General features: G+C 68.2%; 19 protein-coding genes. All 19 read left to right on the plus strand.

From position 1 onward, the window contains the following. Window positions 1-17: 17 nt before the first annotated feature. Entirely contained in the window at window positions 18-1,262 is a 1,245-nt protein-coding gene (fabF, locus tag YS110_20240; GenBank protein ID UJB66930.1) for a beta-ketoacyl-ACP synthase II, read from the plus strand. 111 nt (window positions 1,263-1,373) lie between these two features. Beyond that, window positions 1,374-1,766, plus strand: a complete 393-nt coding sequence (locus YS110_20245; GenBank protein ID UJB66931.1) for a hypothetical protein — start codon at window positions 1,374-1,376, stop codon at window positions 1,764-1,766. A 15-nt stretch (window positions 1,767-1,781) separates the two neighbouring features. Continuing rightward, window positions 1,782-2,414, plus strand: coding sequence for an RNA polymerase sigma factor RpoE (gene rpoE / locus YS110_20250; protein ID UJB66932.1), 633 nt, complete (start codon window positions 1,782-1,784; stop codon window positions 2,412-2,414). Window positions 2,415-2,437: 23 nt separating this feature from the next. Next, window positions 2,438-3,082, plus strand: coding sequence for an anti-anti-sigma factor (locus YS110_20255; protein ID UJB66933.1), 645 nt, complete (start codon window positions 2,438-2,440; stop codon window positions 3,080-3,082). A gap of 91 nt (window positions 3,083-3,173) precedes the next feature. Further along, window positions 3,174-4,634, plus strand: a complete 1,461-nt coding sequence (locus YS110_20260) for a DegQ family serine endoprotease (protein UJB66934.1) — start codon at window positions 3,174-3,176, stop codon at window positions 4,632-4,634. 16 nt (window positions 4,635-4,650) lie between these two features. Beyond that, window positions 4,651-6,054: a histidine kinase gene (locus YS110_20265; GenBank protein ID UJB66935.1), complete on the plus strand. Its 1,404-nt coding sequence runs from the start codon at window positions 4,651-4,653 to the stop codon at window positions 6,052-6,054. Further along, the gene (locus YS110_20270) at window positions 6,051-6,752 is read left to right on the plus strand and encodes a response regulator transcription factor (GenBank protein UJB66936.1); all 702 of its coding nucleotides are present in this window, start codon (window positions 6,051-6,053) and stop codon (window positions 6,750-6,752) included. Before YS110_20265 ends, YS110_20270 begins: the two co-directional genes overlap by 4 nt. Window positions 6,753-6,908: 156 nt before the next feature. Next, complete coding sequence (locus tag YS110_20275) at window positions 6,909-8,564, plus strand: YHYH protein (protein UJB66937.1); 1,656 nt, start codon at window positions 6,909-6,911, stop codon at window positions 8,562-8,564. 147 nt (window positions 8,565-8,711) lie between these two features. Then, window positions 8,712-9,896 carry a lysophospholipase gene (locus YS110_20280; protein ID UJB67535.1) on the plus strand — a complete coding sequence of 395 codons (1,185 nt, stop codon included), beginning with the start codon at window positions 8,712-8,714 and terminating at the stop codon, window positions 9,894-9,896. 208 nt (window positions 9,897-10,104) lie between these two features. After that, window positions 10,105-12,639, plus strand: a complete 2,535-nt coding sequence (locus tag YS110_20285) for an IPTL-CTERM sorting domain-containing protein (protein UJB66938.1) — start codon at window positions 10,105-10,107, stop codon at window positions 12,637-12,639. Between the two features lie 276 nt (window positions 12,640-12,915). After that, window positions 12,916-14,724 (plus strand): elongation factor 4, encoded by a 1,809-nt coding sequence (lepA, locus tag YS110_20290; protein ID UJB66939.1) that lies wholly within the window; start codon window positions 12,916-12,918, stop codon window positions 14,722-14,724. A 100-nt stretch (window positions 14,725-14,824) separates the two neighbouring features. Continuing rightward, the gene (gene lepB / locus YS110_20295; GenBank protein UJB66940.1) at window positions 14,825-15,799 is read left to right on the plus strand and encodes a signal peptidase I; all 975 of its coding nucleotides are present in this window, start codon (window positions 14,825-14,827) and stop codon (window positions 15,797-15,799) included. A 16-nt stretch (window positions 15,800-15,815) separates the two neighbouring features. After that, window positions 15,816-16,181, plus strand: coding sequence for a DUF4845 domain-containing protein (locus YS110_20300; protein ID UJB66941.1), 366 nt, complete (start codon window positions 15,816-15,818; stop codon window positions 16,179-16,181). 12 nt (window positions 16,182-16,193) lie between these two features. Further along, a complete protein-coding gene (rnc, locus tag YS110_20305) occupies window positions 16,194-16,877 on the plus strand; it encodes a ribonuclease III (GenBank protein UJB66942.1) in 684 nt (227 codons plus the stop codon). Then, a complete protein-coding gene (gene era / locus YS110_20310; protein UJB66943.1) occupies window positions 16,874-17,881 on the plus strand; it encodes a GTPase Era in 1,008 nt (335 codons plus the stop codon). Before rnc ends, era begins: the two co-directional genes overlap by 4 nt. 70 nt (window positions 17,882-17,951) lie before the next feature. Continuing rightward, the gene (gene recO / locus YS110_20315; GenBank protein ID UJB66944.1) at window positions 17,952-18,713 is read left to right on the plus strand and encodes a DNA repair protein RecO; all 762 of its coding nucleotides are present in this window, start codon (window positions 17,952-17,954) and stop codon (window positions 18,711-18,713) included. Then, complete coding sequence (locus YS110_20320; protein ID UJB66945.1) at window positions 18,710-19,480, plus strand: pyridoxine 5'-phosphate synthase; 771 nt, start codon at window positions 18,710-18,712, stop codon at window positions 19,478-19,480. The genes recO and YS110_20320 overlap by 4 nt, the downstream gene beginning before the upstream one ends. Before the next feature lie 58 nt (window positions 19,481-19,538). Then, complete coding sequence (locus YS110_20325; protein UJB66946.1) at window positions 19,539-19,931, plus strand: holo-ACP synthase; 393 nt, start codon at window positions 19,539-19,541, stop codon at window positions 19,929-19,931. A 66-nt stretch (window positions 19,932-19,997) separates the two neighbouring features. Further along, window positions 19,998-21,089, plus strand: a complete 1,092-nt coding sequence (gene nagZ / locus YS110_20330) for a beta-N-acetylhexosaminidase (protein UJB66947.1) — start codon at window positions 19,998-20,000, stop codon at window positions 21,087-21,089. Window positions 21,090-21,471: the final 382 nt, after the last annotated feature.

Below are 21,471 nucleotides of genomic sequence, written 5' to 3' on the forward strand. Positions count from 1 at the left end.
CAGAAGGTTTTGAACGCATGAGCCGTCGTCGCGTTGTCGTGACCGGCCTGGGTTGCATCAGCCCCGTGGGCAACACGGTGGAGAGCGCCTGGGCCAACCTCCTCGCCGGCCAGTCCGGCATTGACCTCATCACCAAGTTCGACACATCGAACTTCGCCTGCAAGATCGCGGGCGAGGTCAAGGGGTTCGATCTGGAGTCGTACATCAGCGCCAAGGATGCGCGCTCGATGGATGCGTTCATCCATTTCGGCATCGCAGCAGCCGCCCAGGCGGTGCAGGATGCGGGGCTGCCCACTGGGGAGTCGCTTTCGGAAGAGCAGGCCGTACGCATCGGCTGCGTGGTCGGCTCGGGCATCGGGGGGCTGCCCCTGATCGAGAATACCCATACGGAACTGGTGTCGCGCGGCCCGCGCCGCATCACGCCGTTCTTCGTTCCGGCCTCCATCATCAACATGGTGGCGGGACACGTTTCCATGCGCTTCGGCTTCAAGGGGCCGAATCTCTCCGTGGTGACCGCGTGCACCACGGGCCTGCATTGCATCGGCGAGGCAGGGCGCATGATCGAATATGGCGACGCCGACGTGGTCGTCGCCGGGGGCACCGAATCCACCGTGTCACCCTTGGGCGTGGGCGGCTTTGCCGCCATGCGCGCCCTGTCCACGCGCAACGACGATCCCAGAACGGCTTCGCGCCCCTGGGACAAGGACCGCGACGGCTTCGTGCTTGGCGAGGGCGCGGGCGTCGTGGTGCTGGAGGAATACGAGCATGCCAAGGCGCGCGGCGCCAGGATCTATGCCGAACTGGCAGGCTATGGCATGAGCGCCGACGCCGGCCACATGACGGCACCGAGCATGGATGGCCCGCGCCGTGCCATGCTGAACGCGCTGCGCAATGCCGGCATCAACGCCGACCAGATCGACTACCTGAACGCGCATGGCACGTCCACGCCGCTGGGCGACGCGAACGAATCGAATGCCATCAAGGCGGCGCTGGGCGAGCATGCCTACAAGACGGTGGTGAGCTCCACCAAGTCGATGACCGGGCATTTGCTGGGTGGCGCGGGCGGCATCGAGAGCGTGTTCACCGTGCTGGCCCTGCACCACCAGAAGGTGCCGCCGACGATCAACCTGTTCAACCAGGACCCTGAGTGCGACTTGGACTACTGCGCCAACACCGCGCGTGACCTGCGGATCGACGTGGCGCTCAAGAACAATTTCGGCTTCGGCGGAACCAACGGCTCGCTGGTGTTCAAGCGGGTCTGAACAATCCCTGCGCCTTGCGCGTAGCCGCCGCGCCGGATGCCGTCGTACAACGCTCCCGCCCTGCGTTTTCACATCGGGCCCAGCCGCTTTTTGCGGCGCGGGGTGATGGCCATGGCAGTGGCTGGCGGGTTTGCGCTGTTGGGCTGGTCGTGCGAAGGCGCGCCGCCCTCTGCCACGATGTGGGCGGGGGCCGCATTGCTGTGGCTGGCCTGTACGGGTGTGGCGCTGCGCTTCGTGCGCCATTTGCCGCAGGGCATCCTGGTGTGGGACGGGGCTGCGTGGTTCCTTGAAATCCCTGGTCAGCCGTCGCTCGAAGGGCAACTGCGGGTGCATATGGACGGCCAGAGCCGCTTGCTGCTCTCGCTGCGCGGCGAGGGGCGTGCGGTGCACTGGCTCTGGCTTGAACGCTCCATGCACGGCGCATGCTGGATGGACTTGCGCCGTGCGGTATATTCGCGCCCCAGACTGGATGCCGGGCCAGCCCACCCTACCGATACCTCCTGACTCGACAGCCTTTTCATGACAGCTTCCCCCCCCACGCCGGCCAGCCCTGACAGCGATCTGCAATTGGTGGAGCGCACCGTGGCGGGTGACCAGCGGGCTTTCGAGTTGCTGGTGCTCAAGTACCAGCGGCGCATCGAGCGCCTGATCGCGCGCATGGTGCGCGACACCGACCTGGTGCAGGACATCGCCCAGGAAACCTTCATCCGCGCCTACCGGGCGCTGCACCAGTTCCGCGGCGAGGCACAGTTCTACACATGGCTGTACCGCATTGCCGTGAACACGGCCAAGAAGGCCCTGGTGGACCTGCGGCGCAACCCGGTCATCACCGAGAGCGCGCTGCGTGGCGGCAGTGATGATGACGATGAAACTTCCAGCCTCGGTGTGGAACTAACCAGCGACGAAACGCCGGAGACGGTGCTGGCAGCCCAGGAAATCGCAGCGGCGGTGAATGCCGCCATGGAGGCCTTGCCCGAGGAATTGCGCCAAGCGGTCACGCTGCGCGAAATCGAGGGCCTGAGCTATGACGAAATCGCCGCCGCGATGGACTGCCCCATTGGAACTGTGCGTTCTCGGATTTTCCGGGCCCGCGAGGCCATTTCGCAACGTGTCAAGCCCTTGCTGGACAAGCAATCCGGCAAGCGCTGGTAGGGCGTTACGCCGAGGTGTATGCCATGAACGATGAACTGAAACAACGCGAGCAACTGTCGGCCTTGTCCGACGGCCAATTGCAGGGCGACGAATTCGCCCAGGCCATGGCCGCTGCGGCCACTCCTGAAGGCCATGCCACCTGGGCCATGTACCACCTCGTGGGCGACGTGCTGCGCTCTCCCGAGCTGGTACACCATGGCCGCAATAATGACCTGCTGTCCGCCGTGCGCGCGCGCATGGCGCAGGAGCCGTTGCCGAAGCCCCAGCCCGCGCCGCTGCAGCAGGTGGCTCGGCACGGGAAAGCGCAGGCTGCCAACGTCTCCGTGTTCCGCTGGAAAATGGTCGCGGGTTTCGCCTCGCTGGCGGCCGTGTCGGCCATTGGCTGGAATGCGGCCATCGGCCTGCGCGATGAAGCCGCACCGGGGGCGCAACTGGCCGCCGCCGTGCCGGCGCAGGCGCCTGCGCCGGCAGCCATTCCCGCACCCATGGTGGCGGTCGCTGCCGATGGAGACGGCACGCAGCCTGGCGCACAGGTGATGCTGCGCGACCCGCGGCTGGATGAGCTGGTGGCGGCGCACCGCCAGTACCACGGCGCCACGAACCTGCAGATGCCGGCAGGTTTCCTGCGCAACGCCACCTTCGATACGCCGAAATCCGCGCAGCGCTGAGTTCCCGCCGTCTTGGCGCCACGCGCTCCCCTCCGCCAAGCGGCCAGCCGGACTGGCCGCTTGCTGTTGAATTGATCCTGAAAGGAAGACGATGCCCAAGTTCGATTGGAAGCTGCTGCATTCCTGCACCCTTTCCGCCGCGCTCCTGCTGGGCGGCGGCGCAGCCCTGGTGGTCGTGGCGCCGCCCGCCCACGCGCAAGGCGCTGCCGTGCGCGGCCTGCCTGATTTCACCGAGCTGGTGGAGCAGGTGGGGCCGTCGGTGGTCAACATCCGCACCCTCGAAAAGACCTCCGGCCGCGCGGGCGCGGCGGGCATGGACGAGGAAATGCTGGAGTTCTTCAAGCGCTTCGGCCTGCCCATGCCCAACATGCCGCGCCAGCAGCGGCCCCAGCGCCCGCAGCCCGACGAGGAGCAGCCGCGTGGCGTGGGCTCGGGCTTCATCCTGACGCCCGATGGCTACGTGATGACCAACGCCCATGTGGTCGAGGGTGCCGACGAGGTCGTGGTCACGCTCACCGACAAGCGCGAGTTCAAGGCCAAGATCATCGGCGCCGACAAGCGCACCGACGTGGCCGTGGTGAAGATCGAGGCCGCTGGCCTGCCCGCCGTGAAGGTGGGCGACGTCAGCCGCCTGAAGGTGGGCGAATGGGTCATGGCCATCGGCTCGCCGTTCGGGCTGGAAAACACCGTCACCGCGGGCATCGTCAGCGCCAAGCAGCGCGACACGGGCGACTACCTGCCCTTCATCCAGACCGACGTGGCCATCAACCCCGGCAACTCGGGCGGGCCGCTCATCAACATGCGCGGCGAGGTCGTGGGCATCAACAGCCAGATCTACTCGCGTTCGGGCGGCTTCATGGGCATCTCGTTCGCTATTCCCATGGACGAGGCCATCCGCGTCAGTGAACAGCTGCGCGCCACGGGCCGCGTCACGCGCGGGCGCATCGGCGTGCAGATCGGGCCGGTGACCAAGGACGTGGCCGAATCCATTGGCCTGGGCAAGCCGCAGGGCGCGCTGGTGTCCGCCGTCGAGGCCGATTCGCCCGCCGAAAAGGCAGGCGTCGAGCCGGGCGACGTGATCACGCGCTTCGACGGCAAGGCCATCGAGAAAGTGGCCGACCTTCCGCGCCTGGTGGGCAACACCAAGCCGGGCAGCAAGAGCGTGCTGACCGTATTCCGCCGAGGGGCGCAAAAAGACCTGATCCTCACCATCGCCGAGGTCGAGCCGGATGAAAAAGTGGCTGCCGTGGCCGGCAAGGCCAAGCCTTCGGCTGCGGCCCAGCAGCTCGGCCTGACGGTGGCCGACCTGACGGCGGCGCAGAAGAAGGAGCTGAAGCTCAAGGGCGGCGTGCGCATCGTCGCGGCCGCCGACGCGGCGGCGCGTGCCGGCCTGCGCGAGGACGACGTGATCCTGGCAGTGGCCAATACCGAGATCGGCAGCGTCAAGGACTTCGACGCCGTGCTGGCCAAGGCCGACAAGGCCAAGCCCATCAACCTGCTGGTGCGCCGTGGCGAATGGGCGCAGTACGTGCTGATCCGCCCCGCGCGCTGATGTCCCGGGCGTAGCCATGCACCCGCCGGCGGCCGACCCGCATTCCCTGGCCGCCGGAATGTACCTGGGCCTCATGGCCACCACGGCCTTGCTGAACTGCGTCGGCTGGCTGGGCACGCACCGGCGGTTGCATGGTCTGTTCGCGCTGTTCGTGGCCTGCAGCGCGCTGCGCTGGGCTGCACTCGATGGGCTCCTTGGCCCGTTCGCCGCACCCCACGGACGCCTGGCCGATGCGCTGCTGGGCGCGCAGACCGTTACCGGCTCGCTGTGCCAGATCGAGTTCCTGCAACTGCGGCAGGGCCGCTTTCCCTGGCTGCGGCATTACTACCTGTGGTGCGGCGTGGCGTTGGGCACGGCCGTCATGGCGGCGCCCTGGCTGGGCGGATTCGGTGTGCTGTCCACGCTGCTGTTTGCCCTGCTGCTGCCCGCGCCGCTGCTCTCCATGCCGGCCTACGCGCGCCTGTGGCGCAGCGGCGAACTGGCGCAGCGGCTGGTGGCCGTGGCCCTGCCCGCGCATTTCGCGGTGATGCTGCCCGCCATCATGGGCAACGTTGCGGGCAGCCTGGGCGGGCTGCCCCAGGTGCTGGCGTGGCCGCTGTGGCTGCAGGCGGCGCGCTGGTCGGGCCTGCCGCTGGTGCTCACGCTGCACGCCAGCATCGCCCTGCAGGCGCGCGCCGCCGCGCGTGCGCGCGACGAAGCCCTGCACCGCGCCGCCGCGGCCCAGGCGGACGCGCAGCGCCAGCGCCAGGCGCGCGGGGAACAGCACCGCTTCCTGTCCATGCTGGCCCATGAGGTGCGCACGCCGGTGGCGGTGATCGACGCCGCCGCGCACAGCCTGCGCCTGCTCGACCGCATGGATGGCGCGCCGCCCGCGCAGCGCGCCGAGCGCTACCAGCGCATCGACCAGGCCGTGGCGCGCATGCGCGCGCTCATGGAACTGGCAGAGGCGCAGGATCGCCTGCACGAGCCCGAGGAGCCCGCCGGCCCGCTGGATCTGCCCGCTCTCACCACGCAGGCGCTGGCTGCGCTCGATGCCGTCGGCGCCGCGCGCGTGGCCGTCAGCGTGGCGCCGGGCCTGCCGCCCTTGCGCGGCGACGCGCGCCTGCTGTACTTCGCGCTGCTCAACCTGCTGGACAATGCGCTCAAGTATGCGCACCCCGCCACGCCCATCCACATCGGCATCGCCGCCGCCCCTGGCGGCGTGGCGTGGCACATCCGCGACCACGGCCCTGGCATCCCCGAAGACAGGCAGCACATGATCTTCGACAAATACCAGCGCCTGGACAACGGCGGCGACCAGCCCGGCCTGGGCATGGGCCTGGCCCTGGCGCGGCAGATCGCCGAGCGCCACGGCGGCCGCCTGGACATCGACCGCGCCTGGACGCAGGGCGCCTGCTTCGCCCTGTGGCTGCCCGCATGAACGGCGTGCCGCCGGCGCCCATCGCCCTGGTCGAAGACCATGAGGCCCTGCGCGCCGAACTCGTGTTCCACCTGCAATGCGCCGGCCATGCCGTCACCGGCCTGCCGCACGGCGCCGCGCTCGACGCGCACCTGGCGTGCCACCCCTGCCGCCTCGTGGTACTCGACCTGGGCCTGCCCGGCGAGGACGGCCTGGCCATCTGCGCACGCCTGCGCGCCACGCGGCCCGAGATCGGCATCGTCATGCTCACCGCGCGCGGCGCGGCGCGCGAGCGGCTCAACGGCCTGCACGAAGGCGCCGACGCCTACCTCGTCAAGCCCACCCCGCCCGACGAGCTGCTGCTGGTCATCGCCAACCTGCTGCGCCGCCTGCAGCCCGCCCCGCCTGCGCCGCCGCTGTGGCGCTTCGACGCGCGCACCCGGGTGCTCACCCCGTCGCAGGGCGCGGGCATCGCCCTCACCCACGCCGAAGGGGCGCTGCTGCTGGCCCTGCTGCACTGCGCCCCGCACCCGGCCCGGCGCGGCCAGCTCGCGCAGGCCCTGGGCGCCGCCGCCGGGTCCGCCGCTGGCCACCGGCTGGAGATGGCCGTAAGCCGCCTGCGCGCCAAGCTCGCGCCCGCCAGCCCCGGCGCCGAACCCATCCGCGCCGCGCGCGGCGTGGGCTATGTGCTGGCCGTGCCCTGCGTGCAGGTGGCGTAGCGTGGCACCGTGATTTACATAAAAACTGCCTCCAAGCCTTGCCAGGAAAGCGCAAGCAGCTATCAAAGAAGAAGTGCCTGAATGTGATGTTCCGTGAGGTTTCCTTGTGCGTGGCTGACCAGAATCGTGTCGCACCCATTGCCAGGAGACATTCGCATGCACGTTCATCCTTTCATCCGCCGCTTGCCGGCCCTTGCGCTGGCCTGCGCGTTGCCGCTGGCTGCCCATGCCCATGGCGGCCACGACGGCGCGGCTGACGACGCCTACTGCAAACACGCCAGGCTGCTGGGCAAGGACATGCAGGACAAGCTCACGCCGCCCTACAACCAGGCCGCCGGCTTCCAGGCCTTGATGGCTTCGCCCATCGGGCAGGCGGTGCTGGGCCACTTGTGGATGAACCCCGACAAGGCACAGCCCTGTTTCGGCCGCAGCAATACGCAGGGCTGGGACGACGTGGTTTCACGCATTCCGGCCAATGTATCGGCCATCGAGGTCAGCCGCGGGCTGGACCACGCGCTGGTCTATTTCGCCGGCCTGCCGGACTACACCATCGACACCCCCAAGCTGTTCACCGGCTTCAAGCCGGGCAACCTCTATACCGTGTACAAGCTGTCCGCCTATCCGCAGCCCGATCCCCGGCCGCTGCACGAGAAGGCCGTCGGTGGTGCCGTGGGTATCTTCGTCAACGGGCACAGCATCTTCAATTACACCGACACCTTCTCCTACCAGAACAAGGGGGCCTGGTCGTTCGATGCGAACGTGGCCGAGGTTGCCATCGTCAACAGCGACATCGCGCACGCCACGCCTGGCGCGGTGGCGGGGTTTCCGGCAAGCCGGGGCATTTTTCACAACCACCAGATGTCGCGCCAGATCCTCACGCGCGCCAACGACCCATTCGCGCGCGGCGTGGCCGCGCACTCGCGGCTGTACGGCTTCGCCATCGACAGCTATCCCATCTATGGCCCTCTGGGCTACAGCTCGCGCGATACGTCTTCCGGCATCAAGGTGCTGCAAAGCAGCTACGTCAAGCGCAGCTGGACCGACGCTGGCCAGCGCAGCTCGCTGCCCGGCTGGGTGGTGCAAAACTGGGATGGGCAGTACACCGGGGCCGCACTGCTCAACCTGGCGGGCAACGCCAAGGCCGACATGCTGTACACCGATGGCGCCAGCCAGGGCCCCATACAGTACAGCGGCACCGATGCCAAGCTGGCCGCGCACATCGAAGCCCTGCGCCAGAGCCCCGGCCTGGCGCGCGACGCGCAGGGCTACGTCTACTGGACGGCCGAAGTCACCGCCCCCAGCGGCAAGACCATGACCGTGCGCAACTACCTGCTCAAATCCTCCAGCCTCTGGGGGCCGGGCTTCACCGAGCGCGTCCTGCCCGCCAGCTACCAGGCGGCGGACCAGGACAAGTTCCTGTTCACCGCCGCGCTGGGGGCCTTCACCGAGGACTACGAGTTCATTCCCGGCTACGGCGACCTGGACTTCTACAACGGCATCGAAAGCTACCTGCCCGATCGCAAACAGGCCCTGTACCACTACGTCACCCCGTTCAATGCCCAGCTCGGCGATGCCGACCGGATGCAGAAGAACAGCTTTCCGTACTTCATCGGCGTGCAGTTCAAGGGCGTGGTCGAGCCTTTCAACGAAGGCACCATCGCCGAGAAAGACAAGGCCCGCTACCTCACCCAGTACCGCGATGGATACCGTGCCGTGTTCGACTTGGGCGTGACCGGCAAGGATGAAACGGGCAAAGTGCAATACGCTCCGGTCATCGACACCTGGCGCAGAACCCTGGGCGGGGGCAACTGAATGCCGCGCCCCCCTGTCATGCACGCCACGCGGCGCACCTTCCTGGCCGGCCTGGCCCAGGCCGCCCTTCTGGGGGCGGGCGGGTGCAGCAGCACCTCGGCGGCCACTTTCCAGCTGGATGCCCACACTGTCGTTCGCGCACAGAGGCTGGACCAGGAGGTTGCGGCCGCGTTTGCGCTGTTCAATGTGGACGGCGTGCTGCCCGGCTTCGATGCTGCCACGCAGGGCGCGCGCCGCGACGTGGCGCTTTATCGCCTGCGCACCATGGTGCGGATACCCGAAACCGGCGAATCCTTCGAAGCCACCGGCTTGCTGGCCCTGCCGGCGGGGGCCACGGGCAGCCTGCCCGTGGTGTCCTGGCAGCACGGCACCATCCTGTCGTTCGACCAGGTGCCCTCCAACCTGACCCGGCTCGCCGACCTCGGCTATACGCTGAGCGACGCGGCCGACTCCCTCGAAACCCTGTTCAACATCCACCGTTTCGCCGCCAGCGGTTACGCCGTGATCGCGGCGGACTATGTGGGCAAAGGCCCTTTGCGCAACGGCCGCAGCGAGGGCTATGTGGTCAAGGGCGTGACCACCGCCACCTGCCTGGCCATGCTGGAGGCGGGCCAGGCCGCGCTGCGCAGCCTGGGCGTTGCGCCTGGCGCGCTGTGCCTGCACGGCTGGTCGCAAGGCTCGCTCAACACCCAGTGGCTGCACCACGCCTTGCGCGGCAGCGGCGTGGCCATTGCCGCCACGGCGGTGGCCAGCCCGTTTTGCGACCTTGAACAGGCCTGGTCCTACTGGACCGGGCGCACAAGCTATCCCTTGCCCGCCGGTGCTTCGTCCTACCCGGACGTTCCCGGGTGGGTGGCGCTGTGCATGGTTCTTGTCCTGGGCAGCTACGAGCGCTACTACGGCATCCCCGGCTTGCTGGAAGATGCGATACGCCCCGAGTTCCATCAGATGGCGCGCCAGTACTGGAACGATTACGTGTACGACGCCGAGCGCATGCAGTCCTTCCCCGGGCCGCAGGGGCTGCTGGTGCCCGGCTTCTTCGCGCCCGGCACCGCCCAGGCCAACCGCCTGTTCATGGAGCATGCCCGGCGCAACAGCGCCGCAGGCTGGCGCTACGACAGCCCGATCCGCTTCTGCATCGGCCTGGCCGACGAGGCCACGCACCCGGACATGACCACCCCCGTCATCGCCGCCAACCCCGGCTTCGCCCACGGCGTGCTGGTGGCGGGCGCCAACCACCGCACCACCTTCCTGGCGGGGCTTTACGGTGGCCCTGGGGTGTTGCAGGGGCAGCCCAACGCCTTGGCGTGGTTCGATGCGGTGGTGGCGTAACGGTGGTGGCGCGTGCGTGTGCGCTCCTGTTTCAGGAGCTGCTTGCGCTTTCTACATGGGTTTTTCGCTGTGAAAACATCACGAAACCCTTACTGGTAAAGCGCAAGCAGCTATTAAAAAGAAGTTTCCAAATGTGAGGTTTCGTGATGTTTCCCCGCGTGCGCCTGGCCAGAATGGCTTGGCATCACAACTTCCGGGAGACATGCGCATGCCCATCCACCGTTTCGCCCGCATCCTGCTGGCGCCCATCACTCCGGCCCTGGCGCTGCTGCTGTACGGCGGCATGGCGCGGGCCGATTACGACGTCCGCATCGCCGCCGGCACCAGCGCCCAGGGCGCCTGGAGTGGGAGTGGGGGCGGGGGCGATCCCGCCATCTGGACCCCCAGCGGCAGCGGGGCCGTGGTTTCCGTCAGCGAGATCGTGGCGCGGCTCGGCGCGGGCCAGGAGGTGCGCATCGTCACCTCGGGCGGCGGCAGCGAGGCGGGCGACCTTACCGTGCAGGCCCCCCTGGCCTGGAGTGCCGGCCTGCTTGGCCTCCAGGCCCTGGGCGACATCCGCATCGACGCGGTGCTGACCGCCAGTACCGCCGCGGAGCTGTCCTTGCAGGCCGGTGGCAGCGTGCGCGCACGGCTCATGCGCACTGGCTTCGTGGGGCGGGTGGAGTTTCCGGGGCGCTCGGGTGCGGGCTTCCTGTCGATCAACGGCCAGGGCTATACCGTGCTGAATAGCCTGGGCACGCAAGCGGGTACGGAGGCCGGCACGTTGAAAGGCATCAACAGCGCGCTGGGTGGCCATTACGCACTGGGCGCGCCCATCGATGCCAGCGCCACCGCGGGCTGGAATATGGGCAAGGGTTTTGCCCCCATTGGCAGCGGGGCGGCGCCTTTCACCGGCGTCCTCGACGGACTGGGCCATACCGTTGATGGTCTGACGGTGTTCCGCAGCGGCGAAGCGGCTCTGGGCCTGCTGGGCGCGGTCCAGAACGGTACGGTGCGCAACATCGGCGTTGTGGGCGGCGAGGTGGGGGGCGGGGGAACGGGGACCAACGGGGTAGGTGCCCTGGTGGGCATCCTGGAGCTTGGCAAGGTTCACAACAGCTATGCCACGGCCCAAGTCTCGGCCATGAACGCTTCCCGAGACGTCGGCGGGCTGGTGGGGGTCAGCATCGGCGGCTCCATCGACCAGAGCTTTGCTGCTGGTGACGTTATAGCCACTTTTGACAGCAAGGGGGTCGGCGGGCTGGTGGGGTACGTGGTCAACAGCGGCGCCAAGATTGCCCGCAGCTTTGCCCTGGGGAACGTATGGGGAGACGACGACATCGAGGATCTGGGCGGCCTGGTGGGCGCTACTTTCGACGGCGGCACCATCCACGACAGCTACGCGACTGGCAACGTCCAGGGTTATACGGGCGCCAAGCATCTGGGCGGACTGGTCGGGCGCACTGACGCCGGGCTCACCATCAGCAACACCTATGCAGCAGGCCAAGTGGGTGGCAACGGGACTTCTCACACGGGCGGGCTGGTGGGGAAGCACGACAACGCCGCAGCCACGGCCTCCAACAATTTCTGGGACACATCCGCCTCGGGCCAGAACGCCAGCGCCGTGGGTGCCGGCAAGACCACGGCCGAGATGCAGGCGCAAGCCACCTACACCGGCTGGGACTTCGACCAGCAGTGGTCTATCGCCGAGGGGACGGCCTACCCCGTGCTGCGCTGGGAACTGCCGCCGCCGGCCGACAGCGCCCCCACGGCCAGCGATGTCGCCATTTCCTCCAGTACGCCCACCGTGGGCCAACTGCTCACCGGCAGCTACACCTACGCCGACGCCGACAACGACCCCGAGGGCGCCAGCACCTTCGTGTGGAAGCGCGGCAGCACGCCCATCGGCGGCGCCACGGCCCTGCAGTACACCCCCGTGGCGGACGACGCGGGCCAGGCGCTGACCTTCTGCGTGACCCCCGTGGCCAGCACCGGCACGGCCACGGGCGCGCAAGCCTGCTCCGTGCCCTCGGCCCCCGTGGTCTTGGCGCCGCTCGCTGGCGCCTGCGGTGCGGCGGCCGGGCAACCCACGGCACTCGTGCCCGCCACCGGCCTGTGCAGCGTGGGCACGCCCAGCGCCGTGGCCAGCGCCAGCGGCCAATACACCTGGCAGTGCCAGGGCCTGCACGGCGGCAGCGCCAGCAGTTGCCAGGCGCCCTGGGCCAACGCGGGCAGCGCCAGCGCCACGGTGGCGCTGCAAACCGGAAACAACTGGCAGGTGAGCAGCGCCAGCTTCAGCCCCACCCCGCCCGCAGCCGCGCCGCAGGGCGTGACCTTCCCGGCCGGGCTGCTCACGCTGAACCTCAGCAGCGGCACCCAGGGCAGCGACGCCACCGTGACCCTGCAGTTCACCACCCCCATTCCCGCGGGCGCGGTGTACATGAAGTACGGCCCGAGCCCCGACGGCTTCAATTGCCAGGGCACCACTGCCTGCGCCCTGCCGCACTGGTACGAGCTGCCCGCCAGCCGCGTGGAGATCGCCACCAACCGCCTGAGCGCCACGCTGACGCTGACCGACGGCGGCCTGGGCGACTTTGACGGCATAGCCAACCAGTTCATCCAGGACCCGGGCGGCTTCGCGCTCAAGGCGGCGCCCGCACCCACCGGCGCGCAGGCCATTCCCACCCTGAGCGAGTGGGGCGTGCTGCTGCTGTCAGCCCTGGCGGCGGCCTTCGGCCTGCGCGCGGCGCGGCGGCGGGGGTGACCAAAAAAGTGAGCTTCCAGCGCTTGCTGCACAAGGGCTGGAGCCATTTTTCATGGAAAAACAGAGTCCATTCCCGTAGAGGGGGGCGTGGCGGCCGTGCCGGTAGAATGCCGTGCGGCGGTGCTGCCTGCGGTAGCCGTTTTGCCTACAATCGGCACTCCAACCATCGCAAGTAGTTGCCATAGATTGATTGTTGGTTCAGGGCGCGTCGCCACTCGACGCGCCCTTTTTTCTTGCGTGCCTTTGCCGCCTTCCACTGTCTGACGTTTTCCGTTGATGAACCACATCCGTAACTTTTCCATCATTGCGCACATCGACCACGGCAAGTCCACGCTCGCGGACCGCCTGATCCAGCGCTGCGGCGGCCTGGCCGAGCGCGAGATGGAGGCCCAGGTGCTCGACTCGATGGACATCGAAAAGGAGCGCGGCATCACCATCAAGGCGCAGACCGCCGCGCTGCAGTACAAGGCCCGGGACGGCCAGGTCTACAACCTGAACCTGATCGACACGCCCGGCCACGTGGATTTCTCGTATGAGGTGAGCCGTTCGCTCTCGGCCTGCGAGGGTGCGCTGCTGGTGGTCGATGCCTCGCAGGGCGTCGAGGCGCAGACGGTGGCCAACTGCTACACCGCGCTCGACCTGGGCGTGGAAGTGCTGCCGGTGCTCAACAAGATGGATCTGCCCCAGGCCGATCCGGAGAACGCCAAGTCCGAGATCGAGGACGTGATCGGCATCGACGCGAGCGAGGCCATTCCCTGCTCGGCCAAGTCGGGCATGGGCATCGACGAGATACTGGAGGCTGTGGTGGCCAAGGTGCCGCCGCCCAAGGGCCGGGCCGATGGCCCGCTGCGCGCCATGATCATCGACAGCTGGTTCGACAGCTACGTCGGCGTCGTCATGCTGGTGCGCGTGGTCGATGGCGAGCTGAAAAAGGGCGAGCGCTTCAAGATGATGGCCACCGGCGCCGCCTACGAGGCCAACCAGCTCGGCGTGTTCACCCCGGCCAACGTGCAGCGCGAGCAGCTGCGGGCCGGCGAGGTGGGCTACATCATCGCCGGCATCAAGGAGCTCAAGGCCGCCAAGGTGGGCGACACCATCACGCTGGAGAAGAAGCTGCCCAACAACGCCGGCCCGGCGACCGAGGCGCTGCCCGGTTTCAAGGAAATCCAGCCCCAGGTGTTCGCCGGCCTGTACCCGACCGAGGCCAACCAGTACGACGCGCTGCGCGACGCGCTGGAAAAGCTCCAGCTCAACGACGCCTCGCTGCACTTCGAGCCCGAGGTGTCGCAGGCGCTGGGCTTTGGCTTTCGCTGCGGCTTCCTGGGGCTGCTGCACATGGAGATCGTGCAGGAGCGCCTGGAGCGCGAGTTCGACCAGGACCTGATCACCACCGCGCCCAGCGTGGTCTACGAGGTGGTGAAGGGCGACGGCGAGGTCATCATGGTGGAGAACCCCTCCAAGATGCCCGAGCAGGGCCGCATCCAGGAGATCCGCGAGCCCATCGTCACCGTGCACCTGTACATGCCGCAGGACTACGTGGGCCCGGTGATGACCCTGGCCAACCAGAAGCGCGGCGTGCAGATGAACATGCAGTACCACGGCCGCCAGGTCATGCTGACCTACGAGCTGCCGCTGGGCGAGATCGTGCTGGACTTCTTCGACAAGCTCAAATCCGTCAGCCGGGGCTACGCCTCGATGGACTACGAGTTCAAGGAGTACCGCCCGTCCGACGTGGTGAAGGTGGACATCCTGCTCAACGGCGAGAAGGTCGATGCGCTGTCCATCATCGTGCACCGCAGCCAGAGCCAGTACCGCGGCCGCGCCGTGGCGGCGAAGATGCGCGAGATCATCTCGCGCCAGATGTTCGACGTGGCCATCCAGGCGGCCATCGGCGCCAACATCATCGCGCGCGAGACCATCAAGGCGCTGCGCAAGAACGTGCTGGCCAAGTGCTACGGCGGCGACATCACGCGCAAGCGCAAGCTGCTCGAAAAGCAGAAGGCGGGCAAGAAGCGCATGAAGCAGATCGGCTCGGTGGAAGTGCCGCAGGAGGCCTTCCTGGCCATCCTGCAAGTGGAGGATTGAAGTGAAACACCCCCTGAGCCGCTTCGCGCCTGCCTGGCCTGGGCCGCGCCAGTTTCATGGGCTGTGGACGGCGCGCAGCGCCATGGAGGATTGATTCGATATGCAAGCCATGCAAACCATCACCGCCGCGGTGCTCGCGGCCTTCGTCGGCTACATCGGCGCCTGGTATATGGGCGCCATCGAGGGCAACTTCGCGCTGCTGCTGTTCCTGGCCACCGTGGTCACCGGCGCCTACTGGCTGGCCGAGCGCTTCTACTTCCTGCCCCAGCGCCGCCGCGCCGCGCAGGCGCTGCTCGATGCCGACACCCAGCGCCGCGCCGAACTGGACCGCATGGGCATCCAGAAGGTGGATGGCGACGTGGCCGAGGCCCGCGAGCGCCTGCTCATGCAGCCCTGGTGGCTGGACTGGACGGCCGGCCTGTTCCCGGTGATCTGCGCCGTGTTCCTGCTGCGCTCGTTCCTGTTCGAGCCGTTCAAGATTCCCTCGGGCTCGATGATTCCCACGCTGCTCGTGGGCGACCTGATCCTGGTGAACAAGTTCACGTATGGCATCCGTCTGCCCGTCATCAACAAGAAGATCACCGAGGGCAACCCGGTGCAGCGCGGCGACGTGATGGTGTTCCGCTACCCGCCGCAGCCCAGCATGGACTACATCAAGCGCGTGGTCGGCGTGCCGGGCGACGAGATCGCCTACCTGAACAAGCGCCTCACGGTGAACGGCCAGCCGGTCGATACCACGGCGCTGCCCGACTTCTTCGACGCGGACGCGATGCGCTACTTCAAGCAGTTCGACGAACAGCTCGGCGCGCAGCGCCACCGCATCATCGTCAATCCTGATGCCCCGGCCTTCGTGCAGGGCGCCAGCAACTTCGCCGGGCGCGAGGGCTGCCGCTACAGCGTCGAGGGCGTGACCTGCAAGGTCCCCGAGGGGCACTATTTCATGATGGGCGACAACCGCGATAATTCGCTCGATTCGCGCTACTGGGGCTTCGTGCCCGAAGCCAACATTGTGGGCAAGGCGTTCTTTGTCTGGATGAACTTCGGCAACCTCAAGCGCATCGGCCCGTTCCACTGATCCAGAGGGGAAAAACATGCTCGCACACCGCTTTGCCCGCCGCGCGCACCAGCGCGGCCTGTCTTTCATTGGCCTGGTCTTCGTCGGCGTGTTCGCCGTGGCGGCGTTCGCCATCGGCGGCCAGTCGATCCCGGTCTTCCTGGAGCATCAGGCCATCCGCAAGGCCGCTGCCAAGGCCGCCAAGGAGGGCTCGACCGTGGCGGACGTGCGCACCATCTTCGACAAGGCCGCTTCCATCGACGACATCAGCTCCATCAAGGGCGCCGACCTCGAAGTCACCAAGCGCGGCGACAAGATCGTCGTGTCGTACCAGTACGCGCGCGAGATTGCCCTGGCCGGCCCGGCCTACCTCGTCTATCGCTTCAAAGACGAAACCAAATAAACGACCCGATCGGTGCAGCCCAGCCTTCTCGCGCTGCAGCAGCGGCTGCAGCATGCCTTTTCCGATCCGGCGCTGCTGCAGCGTGCCGTCACGCACCGCAGCTTCAGCGCCGACCACAACGAGCGCCTTGAATTCCTCGGCGATTCGGTGCTGAACCTCGCGGTCTCCAGCCTGCTGTACGCGCGCCTGCGCACGCTGCCCGAGGGCGACCTGTCGCGCGTGCGTGCCAACCTCGTCAAGCAGGACACGCTGCACCAGCTCGCGCTGCGCCTGCAACTGCCCGGCGTGCTGCGCCTGGGCGAGGGCGAGACCAAGTCCGGCGGCACGCAGCGCCCCTCCATCCTGGCGGACGCGCTGGAAGCGCTGATCGGCGCCGTGTACCTCGACGCGGGCTACGCCCAGGCCGAGGCCCTGGTGCACCGCCTGTTCGAGGGCGTGGCCATCAATCCGCAGATGCAGGCCGCCTCCAAGGACGCCAAGACCGCATTGCAGGAGTGGCTGCAGGGCCGCAAAATGAAGCTGCCCGCGTACCGTGTGCTGGCCACCCTGGGCGAGGCGCACCGCCAGACCTTCGAGGTGGAGTGCGCCATCCCCCTCCTGGGCTTGGCCGAACGCGGCACGGGCGGCTCGCGCCGTGCGGGCGAACAGGCCGCCGCCGCGGCCATGCTGGCCACTTTGAAAGCCAAGAACCGATGAACGATGCTACTGAAAACGTAGCTGCTGGCGCTGGCGATGCAAGCGTTGGCGGCCCCAATGACCTCGAATCCATGCTCGCCGCCGCGCGCCCCGCGGGGGCCGGCGCAGCAGGCCAGCGCTGTGGCCTGATCGCCATCGTCGGCAAGCCCAACGTGGGCAAGTCCACGCTGATGAACGCGCTGGTGGGGCAGAAGATCTCCATCACCAGCCGCAAGGCGCAGACCACGCGCCACCGCATCACGGGCATCCGCACCCAGGGGGCGACGCAGTTCGTGTTCGTCGATACGCCGGGTTTCCAGACCAAGCACAGCACGGCCCTGAACAAGTCGCTGAACAAGACGGTGATGGGCGCCATTGGCGACGTCGACCTGATCCTCTTCGTCGTCGAGGCCGGCAGCTTCACGCTGGCCGACGCCAAGGTGCTGAGCCTGTTCAAGCCCGGCATTCCCACGCTGCTCATCGCCAACAAGCTCGATACCGTGCACCGCCGCGCCGAGATCGCGCCGTGGCTGAAGGGCATGCAGGAGCGCCACCCGTTCGCCGAGTTCGTGCCCATGTCGGCCAAGAACAAGGGCGATATCGAGCGCTTGTTCGGCATCTGCGAAAAGTACCTGCCCGAGCAGCCCTGGTGGTACGCCGAGGACGAGCTGACCGACCGCAGCGAGAAATTCCTGGCCTCTGAAACCGTGCGCGAGAAGCTGTTCCGCTTCACCGGCGACGAGCTGCCCTACACCTCCACTGTGGTCATCGACAAGTTCGACGAGGAAAAGAGCAAGCAGCACAAGCGCTTCCTGCGCATCGCCGCCACCATCGTGGTCGAGCGCGACGGCCACAAGGCCATGGTCATCGGCGAGAAGGGCGAGCGCTTGAAGCGCATCAGCACCGAGGCGCGGCAGGAGCTGGAAAAGCTCATGGACGCCAAGGTGTTCCTGGAGGTCTGGGTGAAAGTGCGCTCCGGCTGGGCCGACGACGAGGCGCGCGTGCGCGCCTTCGGCTACGAGTGATCTTCTTGCCAAAATCGGGCTCCAGCCCTTGCCCAGCAAGCGCTGGCAGCTATTGATGCAATAGCAGTCCATGCGCGCGCGCCGCATCCAGGAAGAACCCGCCTTCGTGCTGCACAGCTACGACTGGAGCGAGTCGAGCCTGATCCTCGAAGTGTTCACCCGCCACCACGGCCGCGTGGCGCTGGTGGCCAAGGGCGCGAAAAAGCCCACCTCCAACTTCCGCCCCGTGCTGCTGCCGCTGCAGCCGCTGCGCCTGGGCTACACCGTGTCGCAGGAGGTGCGTGACGAAATCCACCCGCTCAAGGGGGCGGAGTGGGCTGGCGGCCACGTCATGCCCACGGGCGACGCGCTGCTCGCGGGCCTGTACCTCAACGAGCTGCTGCTGCGCCTGCTGGCGCGCGACGACCCGCACGCCGAGCTGTTCGACCTGTACGCGGGCGTGGTGCGCGTGCTGGCCGGCGCGCACGGCGATGCGCTGGAGCCCGTGCTGCGCGCCTTCGAGCTGCTGCTGCTGCGCGCGCTGGGCCTGCTGCCCGCGCTCGACGCCGACTCGGCCACCCTGGCCGCGCTGCGGCCCCAGGCGCGCTACGCGCTGGTGCCCGAAGGCGGCCTGCGCCCGGCCCAGGCCGGCGACCGCGCCACGCTTGCGGGCGATGCGTGGTGCGCGCTGCAGCAGGCGCTGGAGGCGCCCGCGGGCTATCCTGCGGTGCTGCGCGCCTGCGCCGGCGTGGCGGCGGAGCTGAAACCTCTGCTGCGCCAGCTGCTCCAATACCATTGCGGCAGCCCCGTGCTGCGCACGCGCCAGCTCATGATGGACCTGCAATCGCTATGACCACCTCCCACCCGCGCACCGCCCTGTCGGTCAACGTCAACAAAGTCGCCCTGGTGCGCAACACGCGCCACCTGGGCATTCCCAGCGTCACGCGCGCCGCGCAGCTGTGCCTGGAGGCCGGCGCGCAGGGCATCACCGTGCACCCGCGCCCGGACGAGCGCCACATCCGCGCGCAGGACGTGGCCCAGATCGCGGCGCTGCTCAAGGACTGGCCGCAGGCCGAGTTCAACATCGAGGGCAACCCCACGCAGAACCTGATGGCCTTCATCCGCCAGGTGCGCCCGCACCAGGCCACCTTCGTGCCCGACGCCGAGGACCAGTTCACCAGCGACCATGGCTGGCGCTTTCCGCAGGATGCCGAGCGGCTCAAGCCGCTGATCGCCGAATGCCGCCAGCTCGGCGTGCGCGTCAGCCTGTTCATGGACGCCGAACCGGCGCAGATGGCCGCCGCGCGCAGCGTGGGCGCCGACCGCATCGAGCTCTACACCGAGCCCTACGCCGCCGCCTGGGGCACGCCGCAGCAGGCCGCGCAGCTGGAGCGCTACCGCGCCGCCGCGCAGGCCGCGCTCGACGTGGGCCTGGGCGTAAACGCCGGCCATGACCTGAACCGCGACAACTTGGCCGACTTCCTGGCTGCCGTGCCCGGCGTGCTGGAAGTGTCCATCGGCCATGCGCTCATCGCCGATGCACTGGAGCTGGGCTATGGCGACACCGTGGCCGCGTACCAGCGCTGCATCGACCAGGGCATGCTTGAGAGAGACTCCTGATTCAATAGCTGCCAGCGCTTGTCCAGCAAGGGCTGAAGCACGATTTGACCCCTATTCCATGATCTACGGCATCGGCACCGACATCTGCGACATCCGCCGCATCGCCGCCAGCCTGGCGCGCCACGGCGACCGCTTCGCCGAGAAGGTGCTGTGCGACGCCGAGCTGCGCACCTGGCGCGCGCGCGGCGCGCGCTGGCCCGAGCGCGGCGTGCGCTACCTGGCCACGCGCTTTTCTGCCAAGGAGGCGTTCAGCAAGGCCATAGGCTTGGGGCTGCGCATGCCCATGACCTGGCGCGCCTGCGAAATCGCCAGCCTGGAAAGCGGCCAGCCCACCATCGTGCTGCACGGCGCGCTGCAGGCATGGTTTGACGCGCGCGGCCTGCGCTGCCACATCACCGTGACCGACGAGGCCGACTACGCCGCGAGCTTTTGCGTGGTCGAAAAGATTTGAGCCCAATCAGCCCCTAGCCCTTGTTGGGCAAGCGCTGGCAGCTATTTCAATGAGAGCAAGAACGACATGACCGAGCACTCCCCCCTGATCATCGACATCGCCGGCACCACACTCACGGCGGCCGACCGCGCGCGCCTGGCGCACCCGCTGGTGGGCGGCATGATCCTGTTCGCGCGCAACTGGCAGGACCGCGCCCAGTTGCTGGCCCTCACGGCCGACATCAAGGCCGTGCGCGACGATCTGCTCATCTGCGTCGACCACGAGGGCGGGCGCGTGCAGCGCTTCAAGACCGACGGCTTCACCCACCTGCCGCCCATGGCGGCCTTCGGCCGCATGTGGCTGGACGACGGCCAGGGCGCCCGGCAGCGCGAAGGCAGCGGCGCGCTGCGCGCCCTGCGCGCGGCCACGGCGGCCGGTTACGTGCTCGGCGCCGAGCTGCGCGCCTGCGGTGTGGACTTCTCCTTCACCCCCGTGCTCGACCTCGACTACGGCGCCAGCGGCGTGATCGGCGACCGCGCGTTCGCGCGCGACCCGCGCGTGGTCAGCGTGCTGGCGCAGGGCCTGGCGCACGGCCTGCTGCAGGCGGGCATGGCGCACTGCGGCAAGCACTTTCCGGGGCACGGCTTCGTCCAGGCCGACTCGCACACCGAGATCCCGGTGGACCGGCGCAGCCTCACTGCCATCCTGCACGACGACGCCGCTCCCTACGACTGGCTGGCGCGCACGCTCACCAGCGTCATGCCCGCGCACGTCATCTACCCCAAGGTGGACCGCCGCCCGGCCGGCTTCTCGGCCAAGTGGCTGCAGGACATCCTGCGCGGCCGCCTGCGCTTCGAGGGCGCCATTTTCAGCGACGACCTGAGCATGGAAGGCGCGCGCCGCCTCGACGGCCAGCTCGTCAGCTACACCGAGGGCGCGCTGGCCGCTTTGGCGGCGGGCTGCGACCTGGTGCTGCTGTGCAACCAGAGCCTGGGCGATGGCGGCGCGGTCGATGAACTCATCGCCGGGCTGGCCCAGGCGCAGGCCCAGGGCCGCTGGCAGCCCAGCCCCGACAGCGAGGCACGCCGCCTGGCCCTGCTGCCGCAAACCCTGCCCACGCCGTGGGACGAGCTGATGCTGCAGCCAGCCTACATGCAGGCGCTGGATTTGCTGCCTTGAACCTAGCAACGGCAGTTGGACGCGCTCGCCAGTGCCGTGATCGGCGTGCCAGGCAAGGCGCGACGACGCGGCGGGCTCCTGCCCGCAAGGAGGAGCAACGCCGCATGGCGCGGCGAGCGCGGTGCTGGCGGGTGCGTAGCGTGTTCACCCCGCAGGTGAACGTCAGCGAAACAGCCAAAGCCAATATCCATGCGGCTCTCGTGAGGGGTGCAAGCGGTCAACTGCCGTTTCTAGGTTGAACCTGGCGCCAGGGCGCGAGCGCATTCAAGCGCAGGCGGTGGTTGCATATTGTTACCATTTGCCACCCCCAATTACCCAATTTCAGGGATACCGCGCCACGTAACAAATCCCTACGATCCCTCCCTTTGCGCACCTGTTTGAG

It is taken from the genome of Acidovorax sp. YS12 (genome assembly GCA_021496925.1).
In the GTDB taxonomy this organism is placed as follows: domain Bacteria; phylum Pseudomonadota; class Gammaproteobacteria; order Burkholderiales; family Burkholderiaceae_C; genus Paenacidovorax.

Bases quoted from the DNA above. Each gene is read 5' to 3' on its own strand.
- fabF (UJB66930.1), top strand. From the start codon at position 18: ATGAGCCGTCGTCGCGTTGTCGTGACCGGCCTGGGTTGCATCAGCCCC.
- YS110_20245 (UJB66931.1), top strand. From the start codon at position 1,374: ATGGCAGTGGCTGGCGGGTTTGCGCTGTTGGGCTGGTCGTGCGAAGGC.
- rpoE (UJB66932.1), top strand. From the start codon at position 1,782: ATGACAGCTTCCCCCCCCACGCCGGCCAGCCCTGACAGCGATCTGCAA.
- YS110_20255 (UJB66933.1), top strand. From the start codon at position 2,438: ATGAACGATGAACTGAAACAACGCGAGCAACTGTCGGCCTTGTCCGAC.
- YS110_20260 (UJB66934.1), top strand. From the start codon at position 3,174: ATGCCCAAGTTCGATTGGAAGCTGCTGCATTCCTGCACCCTTTCCGCC.
- YS110_20265 (UJB66935.1), top strand. From the start codon at position 4,651: ATGCACCCGCCGGCGGCCGACCCGCATTCCCTGGCCGCCGGAATGTAC.
- YS110_20270 (UJB66936.1), top strand. From the start codon at position 6,051: ATGAACGGCGTGCCGCCGGCGCCCATCGCCCTGGTCGAAGACCATGAG.
- YS110_20275 (UJB66937.1), top strand. From the start codon at position 6,909: ATGCACGTTCATCCTTTCATCCGCCGCTTGCCGGCCCTTGCGCTGGCC.
- YS110_20285 (UJB66938.1), top strand. From the start codon at position 10,105: ATGCCCATCCACCGTTTCGCCCGCATCCTGCTGGCGCCCATCACTCCG.
- lepA (UJB66939.1), top strand. From the start codon at position 12,916: ATGAACCACATCCGTAACTTTTCCATCATTGCGCACATCGACCACGGC.
- lepB (UJB66940.1), top strand. From the start codon at position 14,825: ATGCAAGCCATGCAAACCATCACCGCCGCGGTGCTCGCGGCCTTCGTC.
- YS110_20300 (UJB66941.1), top strand. From the start codon at position 15,816: ATGCTCGCACACCGCTTTGCCCGCCGCGCGCACCAGCGCGGCCTGTCT.
- era (UJB66943.1), top strand. From the start codon at position 16,874: ATGAACGATGCTACTGAAAACGTAGCTGCTGGCGCTGGCGATGCAAGC.
- recO (UJB66944.1), top strand. From the start codon at position 17,952: ATGCGCGCGCGCCGCATCCAGGAAGAACCCGCCTTCGTGCTGCACAGC.
- YS110_20320 (UJB66945.1), top strand. From the start codon at position 18,710: ATGACCACCTCCCACCCGCGCACCGCCCTGTCGGTCAACGTCAACAAA.
- YS110_20325 (UJB66946.1), top strand. From the start codon at position 19,539: ATGATCTACGGCATCGGCACCGACATCTGCGACATCCGCCGCATCGCC.
- nagZ (UJB66947.1), top strand. From the start codon at position 19,998: ATGACCGAGCACTCCCCCCTGATCATCGACATCGCCGGCACCACACTC.